This is a genomic window from Priestia sp. BR_2, from assembly GCF_041954005.1.
Taxonomy (GTDB): Bacteria; Bacillota; Bacilli; order Paenibacillales; family Paenibacillaceae; genus Paenibacillus_AQ; species Paenibacillus_AQ lautus_A.
This window is the reverse complement of record NZ_JAVFHM010000193.1, coordinates 210,496-224,203: the sequence shown is the minus strand read 5'-3', so window position 1 is coordinate 224,203 and position 13,708 is coordinate 210,496. Positions and strand designations below refer to the sequence as shown.

General features: G+C 48.1%; 13 protein-coding genes. 10 read left to right on the top strand and 3 right to left on the bottom strand.

Features of this window, described 5'->3' with window-relative positions; all coding sequences use genetic code 11:
- Window positions 1-37: 37 nt before the first annotated feature.
- Window positions 38-526 (top strand): phage tail protein, encoded by a 489-nt coding sequence (locus RB298_RS14345; RefSeq protein ID WP_096773934.1) that lies wholly within the window; start codon window positions 38-40, stop codon window positions 524-526.
- Window positions 519-944: a DoxX family protein gene (locus RB298_RS14340; protein WP_096773933.1), complete on the top strand. Its 426-nt coding sequence runs from the start codon at window positions 519-521 to the stop codon at window positions 942-944. Before RB298_RS14345 ends, RB298_RS14340 begins: the two co-directional genes overlap by 8 nt.
- Window positions 945-1,046: 102 nt before the next feature.
- Here the strand turns inward: RB298_RS14340 and RB298_RS14335 are convergent, their stop codons facing one another.
- Both RB298_RS14335 and RB298_RS14330 read right to left on the bottom strand, forming a co-directional pair.
- Window positions 1,047-2,078, bottom strand: coding sequence for a nitroreductase family protein (locus tag RB298_RS14335; protein WP_375119973.1), 1,032 nt, complete (start codon window positions 2,076-2,078; stop codon window positions 1,047-1,049).
- A gap of 59 nt (window positions 2,079-2,137) precedes the next feature.
- Window positions 2,138-2,620, bottom strand: coding sequence for a MarR family transcriptional regulator (locus RB298_RS14330; protein WP_096773931.1), 483 nt, complete (start codon window positions 2,618-2,620; stop codon window positions 2,138-2,140).
- Between the two features lie 388 nt (window positions 2,621-3,008).
- Here RB298_RS14330 and RB298_RS14325 point away from each other — a divergent pair, with 388 nt between their 5' ends.
- Window positions 3,009-3,725, top strand: a complete 717-nt coding sequence (locus RB298_RS14325) for a glycerophosphodiester phosphodiesterase (protein WP_486047420.1) — start codon at window positions 3,009-3,011, stop codon at window positions 3,723-3,725.
- A 210-nt stretch (window positions 3,726-3,935) separates the two neighbouring features.
- Here the strand turns inward: RB298_RS14325 and RB298_RS14320 are convergent, their stop codons facing one another.
- Window positions 3,936-4,832, bottom strand: a complete 897-nt coding sequence (locus RB298_RS14320) for a LysR family transcriptional regulator (RefSeq protein ID WP_486047419.1) — start codon at window positions 4,830-4,832, stop codon at window positions 3,936-3,938.
- Between the two features lie 129 nt (window positions 4,833-4,961).
- Between RB298_RS14320 and RB298_RS14315 the strand changes: the two genes are divergently transcribed.
- From RB298_RS14315 to RB298_RS14285, 7 genes are all read left to right on the top strand, one after another.
- A complete protein-coding gene (locus RB298_RS14315) occupies window positions 4,962-6,047 on the top strand; it encodes a polysaccharide deacetylase family protein (protein WP_486047418.1) in 1,086 nt (361 codons plus the stop codon).
- Between the two features lie 43 nt (window positions 6,048-6,090).
- Window positions 6,091-7,332, top strand: coding sequence for a YbfB/YjiJ family MFS transporter (locus tag RB298_RS14310; protein ID WP_486047417.1), 1,242 nt, complete (start codon window positions 6,091-6,093; stop codon window positions 7,330-7,332).
- A gap of 151 nt (window positions 7,333-7,483) precedes the next feature.
- Window positions 7,484-8,167, top strand: coding sequence for a response regulator transcription factor (locus RB298_RS14305; RefSeq protein ID WP_015735612.1), 684 nt, complete (start codon window positions 7,484-7,486; stop codon window positions 8,165-8,167).
- Window positions 8,168-9,169, top strand: a complete 1,002-nt coding sequence (locus RB298_RS14300) for a sensor histidine kinase (protein WP_192571719.1) — start codon at window positions 8,168-8,170, stop codon at window positions 9,167-9,169.
- 102 nt (window positions 9,170-9,271) lie between these two features.
- Window positions 9,272-10,210: a VanZ family protein gene (locus RB298_RS14295; RefSeq protein ID WP_486047416.1), complete on the top strand. Its 939-nt coding sequence runs from the start codon at window positions 9,272-9,274 to the stop codon at window positions 10,208-10,210.
- An 89-nt stretch (window positions 10,211-10,299) separates the two neighbouring features.
- Entirely contained in the window at window positions 10,300-10,983 is a 684-nt protein-coding gene (locus RB298_RS14290) for an ABC transporter ATP-binding protein (protein ID WP_096773924.1), read from the top strand.
- Window positions 10,980-13,571: an FtsX-like permease family protein gene (locus tag RB298_RS14285; RefSeq protein WP_486047415.1), complete on the top strand. Its 2,592-nt coding sequence runs from the start codon at window positions 10,980-10,982 to the stop codon at window positions 13,569-13,571. The genes RB298_RS14290 and RB298_RS14285 overlap by 4 nt, the downstream gene beginning before the upstream one ends.
- Window positions 13,572-13,708 lie beyond the last annotated feature (137 nt).

The following is a 13,708-nucleotide window of genomic DNA, read 5'->3' as shown; positions in this document are numbered from 1 at the left end:
AGAAGGAAAGCTTGCAAAACTATTAGGAGGGATGATCTTGTCCAATATCGTTGATTTTAAACATGTATCTTCAACTGGTTTAGAGTCTTCGCCCGTAGCAGAAGCGCTTGCTGGTTTACGAGCGAATGAAGCCCGTTACTTTATGAACAAGTATAAGCATGCATTTACGGTTGTACCGGCTAGCGAGAGCCAGGAGACCCTGGATTATGTGAACCGAATATTGAAAGAAGAGCGTGATCTTGAGTTTGCGGCCAAACCATTGGAAACGTCACGTTTTCAAGTGGAAAACATTCAATTTGCCTATGTTTTTTACGAGAATGGTCTCGGGTTAAACGTAATGTATACCGTGGATGATCCTAAGAAGAGAGCCGTTGGTTTTAAGCTTTCGGAGGGGATGGAGGTGCCCGAAGAGTTAGAAGGGAAGTTCAAGTTCGCTAGGCAGAAGTCGAAACTTGCAGGAACGATTCGAGGCTCGTTTTTTGTGATCAAGAGAGATTATTATGAAGAGGTGGAAACCAATGAATAAGGTGATCGGTGTAGAAACAAGCATGAAAATAAATACCCGCCCTCTAGGGAAAACGGTTGCTTATTGGTCAGTCACAGGACTGCTTGCAGCAGCTATTATGTTAAGCGGCATCGGACAGTTGATGCAATTTGGGGGAAACCTCGAATTGGTGACGAATCTGGGCTATCCACTATATGTATTGACCATTCTCGGAATTTGGAAAGTGCTTGGTGCCATCGCTCTCCTCGTGCCAGGTTTACCTCGACTTAAAGAATGGGTTCACGCCGGCATCTTCTTTTTAATGACGGGTGCGGCATTATCTCATGCATTTGCTAACGACCATGGGGATTACGGGTTTAATCTTATCCTACCGCTTTCTTATGCGGCACTAAATATCGTCTCGTGGGCGCTACGGCCACCGAAGAACCGCTTATCTTAAGAACAGGGCGAAATCACGGCTATCTGAACGGGGTTATTGCACAAATACGACGGGGTGGACTTCACATCAAGCGATCTGGGGAGGTCCACCCCGCTTATATCATCATAGATGCGTCAGGTTAAGGAGCGGGGGAGGAGACGATACCGATTGCAACGATCGATCCTTTTCTCCGAGCTCCAGCACCGCTACAACCCGATCCTCCGGCTGAATGCCGAACGCTTTGCACTGATCCTGGTCATAAATCCATTCCGGTATCGATCGGCGTGCGTTCCACGGCCTGGATTTTACCAATAGTTGTACGTTCTGGATCAAACAGCAAATCGCCGCATAATCCTCCTCCTGCTTGTGGGGATCCTCTTCATGCTCTGCTATAATCAAGAGAAAAGCCGATGATGTATATCCTTCCGAATTCGAGAGCTTTGCGGCCGCTTCGCTGCCCGTCACATAGATGAAGCGCCACGGTTCTCTTAGTCCGTCATTCGGGGCCCAGACAGCGTCATCCAGCACTTCCAGAATGCTTTGCGCTGAAATCCCGCCGCGTTCCGACCGAAGCCCATCCGCTTCTCGGCCTTCGCCGACGGCGGTCCATTTCTGCTCGGCCGGCGTTCTTCTTCGGGCTCTCGGCGCTTTATCGAAATATCCAATGTGCAAAATCCCGGCAAACCTTTCACCTTCCTGCAAACCGATTTCCGCAAGAAATGACTCGCTTTGAAACATGGGGTCCGTGTCCCACAGCGCGCCCAATCCACGTTCCCAGCCAAGCAGCTGAAAATTTTGCATCACACTGCAAACTGCAGCGAAGTTTTCGTCGCTCTGCCGCCGATCGGAGGCCGATTCCGCGATGAAAATCAGGTGAGCGGGAATTTCCGTTACTCGTTTAATGAAAAAATCAATCATTTTTGGGGGCATGAGCTTAACGAATCGGTTTTCCTTCATCTTGGTCATCATGCTCTCCACCAATCTTTGACGGGACTCCGGCGTGCCAGCGATAAGACAGCGCCAGCGGGGCGTACCTTTGTCTTCGTACAGGTTGACCGCATCGTTCAACAAGGATACGACCAGTTCGGGAGGTACCGGCGTTGTGTTGAATTTCCGGATGGTTCTGCGTTCTCTTATCGTTTGGGGAATATTCAATTTGATTCCTCCTTATATAATATAGTTTACCGGTAAACAAAAATACTAAAAAAATTTACTTATCTCTCGCTGATATACCGGGCCATTCCTTGAAAAAACTTCAACAGCGTCTGCAGCTCGCTTTCGGAGAAATCGTCCAAAAATCGCATAAAGCGCTGCTCCTCTGCTTCGTGCATAGTCCGATGCAATTCGAACAACTGCTTACCTTGGGGCGTTAGACGAAAATAGACTTCTTTGCGATTGTCGTTAAGCTGGGTCCGATGAATAAGGTCAAGCGCAAGCAGCTTCTTGCTGATTTTGGTAATGCTCGCCTTCGACAAATTTAATTTTTCGGCAATCGCGGAATGATTGATCGGTTCATGTTGGCCGATGCAATCCAGGACATGGATGGTCGATAAATTTCCAGGTACGCCTTTCAGTTGATGAAGCTGGACCATCTCTTGGATTTCTTTAAGTTCCAGTTCCATTCGCTGTTCATGCAAATGAGAGAAGTGAAGCAGCTGTTCATAAATGATTGACTTGATGCGATCAGGGTAATCCATAGTTCCGGTCTCACACTCCATATTGTTTACTTGGAAATTAAAATATCACAGTTTGTCGGATTCAGCAAGTGCGCATGCTTCTTGCATGTGATGTCCGACAATCAGCTACTGAGTATTTTGAGCGCAGGGAACAAGCGAAGTGTGTTATTGACGATCTGAATGCAAGAGTTGGAAGAAACGCATTGTGCAATAGCGCCGCTCACTGTAATATACAGGTGATAAGATCGTTAAGGGCCCGTTAGTCGCGATTGCCAACATTCATCCGTTGCTGCTGGCTTGAGGCTTTTTCATTTGCGGCCGCGAAAATGGCGATGAGCAACGGTATGATCGAAGTGCTGGAAGCGCTGGATTTGCTTCCCCGAAGCAAAGGGGCAAAGGAGAGGATGGCATGAAAAAACATATTAAAGGCATGGCGCACCGGGGGTATCCAAGTAAATACCCTGAAAATACGTTAATATCTTTTCAAGCAGCTTGCGATTTGAATTTCACTCACCTGGAGCTAGATGTTCAATTAAGCAAGGATGGCGTTCCGGTGGTCATCCATGATACTTCTGTCGACCGTATGACTGACAACGGAGCGGGGCGAGTGAAGGACTTGACGCTGGCCGAACTGAAGCAGCTGACGATTGACGGGACGGAGCGCATTCCAACCTTCGAAGAAGCGCTCGATTTATTAAAGGACCGGATCATCATTGATATTGAATTGAAGCAGATGGGCGATCTATACCCGGGGATGGAACAGCTTGTGCTCGATATGGTCAAGAAAAAAGGAATGCAGGGGCAGGTCTTCATCACATCTTTCGACCACTATTCCCTCGAAAGAGTAAGACAGCTTGACGATACAATCGGCCTTGGCCTGATCAACATTGGGGCTTCGCCGGCATTTTTTCCATTTGCCAAAGAGATCCATTGCGGCTACATGTCGATCGAACATCGACATATTACGGAGCCTTTCATCCATCGCTGTGCAGAAGAAGGCATTCAGCTCATCTCATGGACAGTTAATCAAGAAAGCGACATGAAATTGGCAGCCCAGTATCCTTCCTTGCTTATCTGCACGAACGAGCTGGAACTCTGGGCGAAGGTATCCGGCCAGAACGGGTAGTCCTGGGGTATGGCCGTGGACCGATACAACATATATGCTTAAAAGTCGCACAGTTGCGGCTTTTTTTATTTTACGCAAATGAGGACGATTTCGAACTTTCCGCGCACGCTGCAGCCCTGAACAAGAAGGGCATGAACAGCACGGCTTTACCGCCGAAATTTTTCATGGGAGTTAACTCATCGTCATTTTCCATACAGGTCCTGTCGAATTTTAGAGAGCAGGCTTGGGTTCGCGGATGCTCCGAATGGCCTCCATTAACAATAAAGCTGCCTTGCCTAGGACGTTTTTGTCTTTATAAGCGATGCCTATCGTAATGACAGGATTCAAATCGGTTATAGGTCGTATGACCAAGGAGCCCTCCTGTTCCAGACCGCTGTATATCGGAACAATCCCGATGCCGAGCTCGGCCTTTACCATTTGTTGAATCACAAAGAAGCTTCCAACCTCCATACAAGAGAACAGGTTATCCCCAGCCTCATCAATCGCCGTTTCCCAAAGCTCCCGATAGATACAAGTCGGTTCTTTGACTAGAATGGTATGCCCCGCGAGGTCGCTTGCCGTGATGCTATCTCGATCGGCTAATGGGTGATTCATGTTTAACATGACGCCTAATCTTTCTTCAAACAGCGGCTCAAACTCCAGCATGAGCTTCGAAGGTGGAGCCGAGCAAACACCAAAATCGAGTTCGCCGGCCCGAACCCTCTCCGCAATGGATCTGCTGCCGCTTACTTCCATGGTTAACTGCACTTTCGGTCTAGTTTTGCAAAAGCGGGCTATCACGGCCGCTAGCTGCTGGCTTGCGACAGGCTCGATAGAGGAAAAACGCACTGAGCCGTTATCTCCCGTTGCAATATCCGAGACGGTCTGCCTCATGGCTCCGATCGATTTCAGTAAAGCCGAGGCCTCATGATAGAGCCATCGGCCGGCTTCGGTCACAATCACGCGTTTTCCGTCGCGCACGAACAAAGAAACGCCAAGATCAGCTTCGAGACGCTGAATCTGAAGGGTTACCGTAGAAGGAGCATATTGGAGTTCCTCGGCGGCTTTCAAAAAATGTCCAAGACGCACGCAAGCCTCAAAGGTCTTTAAAGCTCGAAGATCCATCATTTCCATCACCTTTGTTTAAGATATCTGAATCATTCGTTCATATAATTCAATTTTACAAAACATTTCTGGAATTTTACAATAGGTTCACCGGTATTCTGGTGAAAAGATATTACAGAAGGGGGATTTACGATGTCTAATTTGGTCATTACTCGCGGCAATCCGGCGCTTTCTCACTGTGCCTTTACGTTTGATGACGGACCGATGCGGGTTCCTGTTGACGCATGGCTGGATGCTTTGGAGCAGGGAGGCGCGTGCGGGACGTTTTTTTTAACGGGCGAGTGGTTTGATCGGTATCCGGCGAAAGCAAGAGAAATGATAGCCAGGGGCCATGAGCTTACCACGCATACCTACCATCACCGCAGAATGGCAGATGTGACCAAAGCCGTATTCTTGGAAGAGTTGAAATGGGCTGAGCTTGCTTATCAAGAAGCAACGGGAAGGCCGGTTCCGACTTTCATGCGGTTTCCTTACGCCTCTTATCGGGAAGAAAATTTGGAATGGCTTCGGGAGTGGAACTATCTGGTCATCGAGGGGGAGGATACCGTCGACTGGTCGGGACCGCCAAGCGCGCAGCTTGTGGAACGGGTGATACCTAAGCTGGATAATGGGACGATTTTGATGTTCCATGCCAATGAAATCGCCAAAGAAACGCCGCAGGCCGTAAAATCGCTTGTACACCATGCTCATGCCAAAGGTCTTGATATGATCACCGTATCCGATCTCCTTCGTGCCAATGGCATCAGGGCAGGCGAACGCAGCTGGCAAGTCCGCTTCAAACCGACTCTCCCGAACTCTTACCAAAGTGAGCAGTGGAAGAGCGTCGCTGACGAGGATGAATTGCGGAAGCTGGCTGCCGATTCACTTGAATGGGGGAACCCGAAAGCTCCGACGGGGTCAGGAGCTTTCGGCAAATGGCTGCAAGCGCTCTCCATACAGTCTCCGTCGGATGGTGAAACGCGTTTGGTCGCACGCAGCTTTGCCGGACAGCACTGGGCATACGTGCGTGCTTCGATCCGGGGCGGCACGCTGATACTGGAGGACTTCGCTACGAAGGAAGCTCATGCGGATGCTATAGTCTATATCCTGCAATGGGCGGCTCACGAGGCATCAGCCTTGGGCTGCGAATGGATCACCAGCACACAGGACATGCGCCGGATTCACAAGCTGTGCGAACAGATGGGCATCGAAGCCGAGATTGTAATGCAGGAAGGGTAGCGGTTCATGGTTCGTCTTATTATTTTGGGGGAAGATGGGGGATATGAGTACTAAATCGGCATGGAATTGGATTACGCTATGGGCATCGTTATTATTTGTCGTGATACTCGGTTTTTCCCGGCTCTCCTACGGCATGTTTTTGCCCGGGATCCAGAGGGTCATCGGGGGGAGCTATGGACAGTTGGGTATACTCGGCACCGTCAACTTTATCGGTTATTTAATCGGGACGTTGTGTCTTTCCCCATTGATCTCGCGGTTTCCAGACCACAAGCATATCATGAATCGGATGACGTGCTTATTGCTCGGATTAACTTTGATCGGCTCGGCATTTAGTGACCATTTTACCCAGCTTGGGCTTTGGCGGTTCGCCATCGGATTGTTATCTGCCTTCGCGACCGTGTTAGTTCTGTCCATTGCCATGGATGCCGTTCGACCGGCGGAACGAGGCGTTGCATCGGGTCTTATATGGCTGGGGGGTTCTGCCGGCATACTAGTGACGGGTTTGTTCGCCCCCTTTATCATTGATCCTTCACACCTGCAGGGATGGCGTTATGCTTGGGTAATCATGGGCGTATTCGGTGTAATTGCCGCGCTCGGCTTCGAGTTCGTTGTTACCAGAGAGAGGGGAGTCGTAAAAATACCGGCGCCGTCCGAATCGAAGCCATGGGACCAAGAAAGCAATCATGTGTATCGTCTCCTGTTGAACCCCAATAAGCTCTTGTTCCTAATCGCTTCTTATTTCTTCTTCGGTTGGGGATACATCATCTATTTCACGTATTTGATTCCCTATCTGGTGAACCAAGGCATTCCATCCCTCTATGCCGGGCTGATATGGTCCGGTATCGGATTCGCGGGTTTGTTTAACGGATGGATCGGAGGCAAAGCCATTGACCGATGGCCGAGCGGGTATACGCTGGCGTCGGGATTAACCTTAGGTACGATCGGTGCGTGTGGGGTAATCACTGATAATATGTTCTTTACTGTACTTGGAGCCACCACGATTGGGTTGGTTTCCTTTATTACCCCTCCGCTGATGACAACCGCGCTTCTTCGTCGTCATGTCCCTCACCACGCGTATGCGCCAAGCCTCAGCATAGCCACTGGTTTTTTTGCCTCTGGACAGATCATCGGTCCCATCGTAGGAGGTTTGATCGTCGAACAATACGGCTTGCCATTCGGCGTGGCATCCAGCGCCATCTTTATGGCGATTGCCGCTGCGTTGGCTGTATTGTATGGACAACAGCAACGAAAGCTTGAGATTCGAGATTTGCCTATCCGTAGTTGATGTTGAAGCATCATATTGAGGCAGCTGGTCAAATGATCGGCTGCCGTTTCATTGTGGCAACGGCTTTTATTTTTCCTGATGCGTTGGTAAACTATCAGAATGAAGATGGGGTCATAAATTTAATCATAACGTTAGGATGATCTTTTTGGATATGAAATTCTTGTTAGTGGAAGATGATAAAACGATTGCGTCCGGCCTGGAATATTCGCTGCAGCAAGAGCGCTATTCCACCGTTATTTGCCATGATGTCGCATCTGCAAAACAGGTGCTCGCCGAAGACATCGATCAGTTCGCTTTATGTCTGTTCGATTTGCAGCTTCCGGACGGAAGCGGCTATGAATTGTGCAAGATGGTGAAGGAGCGGCGTGACATTCCGGTCATCTTCTTAACCGTGATCGATGATGAGGTTAATGTCGTGATGGGGCTTGATATGGGAGCCGATGATTATATTACCAAACCTTTTCGGGTTCGCGAACTTCTTTCGCGGATCAAGTCCGTCTTGCGGAGATACCAAAAGCCGTCCCAAGTTAACAGCATCATGGATATCGATGATATCCGCATCAATACGCTGGAAGGGAAAGTGTTCAAGAACGGTGCCGAGATAGCGTTGACCGCTTTGGAATATCGCTTATTGCTCATCTTTGGCAACCATATCGGGCAGGTTCTCTCAAGAAATCAGCTATTAGAGCAAATTTGGGATGTGGCCGGCGATTTCGTGAACGACAATACGTTAACCGTTTATATCAAAAGACTGCGGGAAAAGCTGGAAGATGATCCTGGACATCCGACATTGATCAAAACCGTGCGCGGACTGGGATATAAGGTTGGTGATTAGATGCTGCGCAATCGGGAAATTAAGATGTTATTGTTCGTTATGGGTTCAATCAGCCTTGCGGCGATTGTTGCAGCTCTTATGATCTCTCCTGCCGCCGCGGTGCTCGTTTTCTTTCTATCGATTTTGCTCATTGGCGGCAGCTTGTTATTTACGAAATGGAGATACCGGGAAATTGAAAAGCTGTCCGTCTATTTGCGGGAGATTAGCAGCGGCAATGATACCCTTGACGTACGGGATAATACAGAAGGCGAGCTTAGCATCCTAAAGAATGATATTTACAAAGTGACGCGCATGCTGTCGGAACACCGGTCGCTATTGCAGCGGGACAAACTTCAATTGACGGATGCCATCTCCGATATTTCGCATCAGCTCAAAACGCCGCTCACCTCCATGACCGTCATGGCGGATCTGCTAAGCGCCCCCGACCTGCCTCCGGTCAAAAGAACGGAGTTCACCCACCATATTCGCATCCAGCTTGAACGGATCGACTGGCTTGTTTCTTCTTTATTAAAGCTATCGAAAATGGACGCGAAGACCATCCCATTCAAAAAAGATCGAATACCCATGAAAAACCTTATCCAAAAGGCATTAGAGCCGGTAATGATTCCGATGGATATTAAGGGACAGACGGTTTCCATTGCGGGGGATGACGATGTCTCTTTTGTCGGCGATTTCAATTGGACTGCCGAAGCGGTTATCAATATTTTGAAAAACGGAGTGGAGCATACGCCTGAAGGCGGTGCGATCGCCATCTCATTTTCCGAAAACGCGTTATACACGGAAATCGTCATTGCCGACAACGGAAAAGGCATTCCGAAAGAAGAGTTGCCGTATATTTTCAAACGTTTCTACAAAGGAAAGAATGCTAGCGAAGGGAGCATCGGCATAGGCCTTGCGATGGCCCAGAGCATCATTGCCAGCCAGAACGGCGTGATCGATGTGACGAGCGACAGCGAGAAGGGTACGCAGTTTCGGATTAAATTTTATAAGCAGGTGATTTAGCAGCACTCCTCTAAGTGACTGAATTGTCACCTCCATCGTCACTGAAAAGTCATTTTAGACAGATAAAATGATTTTCATCAGAAGAACGATGGAGGTAAGACAATGCAATCGAAGCAACAGCGTAAGATTATTTTTGCTATCACGATATTTTACACCCTGTTTATTCTTTATTTTTTGTTTTTCGCTTTCGGCAGAGTAGGTAAGGCAGATCCAATCATGGGGTACACCTTTATTTTTTTACCGGACGATTTTTTTAGGCTGCCAGGTCTATCCGACCTTCTACATCCGACGTTGATGGATTTTGTGGGTTTCGGGAACGTCGTCGCTTTCATTCCTTTTGGCATTTTGATTCCGTTGTTATATCGAACCAACTTTGTTCGCTTCATGACTTTGTTCGTCCTGTCCATTCTTATGCTGGAGACGATTCAGGCGCTTACTTTCCTCGGCAGCTTCGACATGAACGACGTCATACAGAATTCAACGGGCGCAGCCATCGGATTCGGGGCGTACAAACTTGGCTTTCGTACAAAAAACTACTGGAGAAATATTGCTGCTGCGGGTTTTTCCGGCATTGTCTTGATGCTCGGGGTATGGGGGATCTTCGGAATGGTTGACCAAGCGTTCACCAAAGATTTGGGACCCTTTGTGGCGATAAACGATTTAAGGGATCGTACGGGGAATCCAACAACAGGACCCAAAACGGCCAGTTTTGAGATTGGCGGTCAAGAAGTGGAACCCCAATATAATGTGTACAGCATCGAAGGCAAAAACAAGGAAACGTACAGGTACACGCTAGGCAATAAGAAGGAGGTGTACCTCTTCTTGAATTATGGAATTCCCGATCAGGAGGATTCCCGGGGCAGCATTAGGATTACCGCCGATGGACATGAGTTCCTGACTGTATCTGTAGAAGCCGGTCGTCATGAGCCGGATATGAGCTCCATTTATCTCCCTCAGGCCAATGAGCTTACGATAACCATAGAGGGAAATGTAACCCTGTGGGATGTTGGGTATAAAGAGATGGTCTATAGCTGGAATTGATCATGAAGGAGCGCTCATGCTTCCGAAGTGAGTTTTGTACGAAGTCGATTCAAGAAGTAACGCCCACAAAACTTTTAGGAGATATAGCAATGGAAATTTTAAAAATCGAGCATCTGTCTAAAATATACGGCACAGGCGAATCGGCGGTAAAGGCGCTTGACGATATTTCGTTTTCGGTTCAAAAAGGCGAATTCGTCGCGATTATCGGTCCGTCCGGATCGGGAAAATCGACCCTTCTTCATCTGCTGGGAGGCGTCGATCGACCGACAAGCGGCAAGGTTTTCGTTGAAAATACGGACATCTATGCATTGGACGAAACGCGACTGGCCATCTTCCGTCGGCGACAAATCGGACTGATCTACCAGTTTTTCAATCTGATTCCCACCTTAACGGTGAAAGAGAACATGACGCTTCCGCTCTTGCTTGACAACCAGCAGGAAGATAAGAAGCAGTTCGATGGACTCGTAAAGACCCTAAATTTGGAGCATCGTTTAAACCACCTGCCGAATCAGTTATCCGGCGGACAGCAGCAGCGGGTTTCGATCGGCAGAGCGATCATCAGTAACCCTGCCATCATGCTGGCAGACGAGCCTACCGGGAATTTGGACAGCAAAAATAGCAGCGAGATCGTCGATTTGTTGAAAATGTTGAATAAAACCTATCATCAGACGCTGATTGTCATCACTCACGACGAACGAATCGCTTTGCAGGCCGACAGGATCATTTCAATTGTAGACGGGAAGATTGCCAAAGACGAGGTGATCCGTCGATGAATATTGTCTACAAACTTGCCATCCGGAATATAAAGCAAAACAAGAGACGAACACTCGTAACCATCATCGGCGTCATCATTTCGGTTGCCATGGTGACCGCTGTCGCTACGCTTGTGTTCTCCTTCTCGGATTTAATGATCAGGCAAACCATCGCGGATAGCGGGGAGTGGCATGTCCAATATCAAGATGTTACCAAAGAACAGCTTGCGGCGATACAAGCCGATGAGGCAACTAAAACCGTTGCGATTACAAGGGATCTTGGCTTCGCTCCTTTAGAAGGGGGACAAAATCCCAACAAACCATACTTGTTCATTAAGGAGTATGATGCGCAAGGTTTCACGCAATTTCAGGTTGAACTAAGCAAGGGGCGTCTACCCCGTACGGACAAGGAAGTCGTTATCTCCGAGCCCGTTGCAACGAACGCCAAAGTGAAGTACGAAATCGGCGATCGTCTAACCCTTCGCATCGGCGAACGGTTCGAACAAGGGGGCGATCATCCTTTGGACCAGACCGAACCGCTGCGTAGGGAAGACGGCATATTGACGGAATCGTTGCAGCATATCGAGACAAGGGATTATACGGTGGTCGGCTACATCAAGCGTCCCGAATGGGAAACGGCTTGGGCGCCGGGTTATACGATTATCAGCTATGTCGATGATAATATGATCGGGTCAAACGATCACGTGAATGCGGCGGTGGTCTTGCAGAAAATCAAACCGTCCTTGTTCGCGCATGCGGAAAATGTGGCAAAGAGAAACGACATCGAATCGGTCCAATACAATAACGACTTGCTGCATTATTACGGCTTATCCAAAAACGAAGAATCGTACAGCACGATGTACTCTTTATCGGCGATCCTCATGGCGGTCATTATGATCGGCTCGGTTTCGCTCATCTATAATGCGTTTGCGATATCCGTCTCGGAACGTTCCCGTCATTTAGGGATGCTCGCGAGCGTCGGGGCTACGAAAAGGCAGAAGCGAAATTCCGTGCTTTTTGAAGGTGTCATTATTGGCTTGATCAGCATTCCGATTGGCATTCTATGCGGTCTTGCCGGGATCGGAATCACCTTTTGGTTCATGAACCCGATGATTGAAGGGGCATTATGGAGCAGTGAAAAGCTGACGGTCATCGTCACGCCGTTATCACTCTTGATTGCCTGTGTTGTTTCGATGCTGACGATTTTCATCTCGACGTATCTTCCGGCGATCAAAGCATCCAAGGTTTCCGCTTTGGACGCGATTCGCCAAACGTCCGACGTTAAGCTTACGGCGAAAGCCGTGAAAACGTCGAGGTTCATTCGGAAGCTCTTCGGCATCGAAGCGGAAATCGGATTGAAAAACTTAAAAAGAAACAAACGGAGATATCATGCCATTGTATTTTCGCTTGTCATCAGCATCGTTTTGTTTTTGACGGTATCGTTTTTTACCGCCGGTATGAAACAATCCCTGGAACTGTCGCAGGAAGGCGTCAATTATGATATTGAAGTGTCGTACAGCACTGGAAAAAGAATAGACGACCGGTTGCTGCAATCGATTGTATCCTTAGATGGTGTAACGGAATACAACCTGATTCAAGAGTTCTATAAGCAGGCTTGGGTCGATGAAGCGTACATCGCCGACGAATTGCAAGAGATGGTTAAGAAGGATAAGGGTTTACTGCAGGACGGAAAATACCCTTACGAGATTAAGATCCATGCATTAGACGATTCGAGTCTGCAAGCCTATGCCAATGCCGTCGGTGCAAATTACGAACAGCTTAGTGATCCGGATCATCCTGCCGCGATCGTGATGGATACGATCCGCTACCAAGATATGGATGCGGGGAAATATGTCCAGACGAAGGCCGTGTATACGAATGTCGGTCAAAATTTCGAACTAACGAATAGCTATAAAGATAATGCGGAAAAAACGAAGGTAAGCCGGGTGACCGTTGCCGCGCTGACGGATCAAGCGCCGATGGGAATGAGCGGGGCAGGCGTGGGCGGGTTAAATATGATCGTGTCGGAACGCATCATGGATCAATTGGCAGACGACGAGGAGCCGGCTAACCTTCAGACATACCTCTATTTGAAAAGTACGGAGCCGATGAGAACACAGCAGGAAATCGAAGAGATGTTTGAGACCAATCTGAATGTCTACAATGTACATCAATCCAGAAAAAGCGAAGAACAACAGATTCTATTGACGGCCGTCTTTTCTTACGGTTTTATCGTATTAATCTCCGCGATTTCCATTGCTAATATTTTTAATACCATCTCAACGGGCTTATCTCTTCGTAAGCGAGAAATTGCGATGTTAAAGTCCGTTGGCATGACGCCAAAGGGCTTTGCGAAAATGATGAACTATGAAAGTATTTTTTATGGAGTCAAGTCGCTGCTGTTCGGGCTTCCCGTCAGTGTCGCCGTGATGATTCTGATTTATAGGTCATTTGCGAACAGATTCAGCTACGGATTCACCGTTCCCTGGCTGAGTGTGCTGTCAGTTGTCGTCGCCGTATTTGTTATTGTCGTTTCTGCGATTATTTTTTCCAGCAGGAAATTAAAAAAGGAAAACATTATTGATGCGTTAAAGCAGGAGAATATATAGGCAGATCGAAATTGACTATTAGGAAAGCCGCATAAGCTGCGGCTTTTTTGCTTGAAGCACAGAAGTTCTCGTAATAACTCTCACCGTATTTCCTTCGTGTGTTAGACTAACCTTATACCATTTGTTAGGAGTCTGTG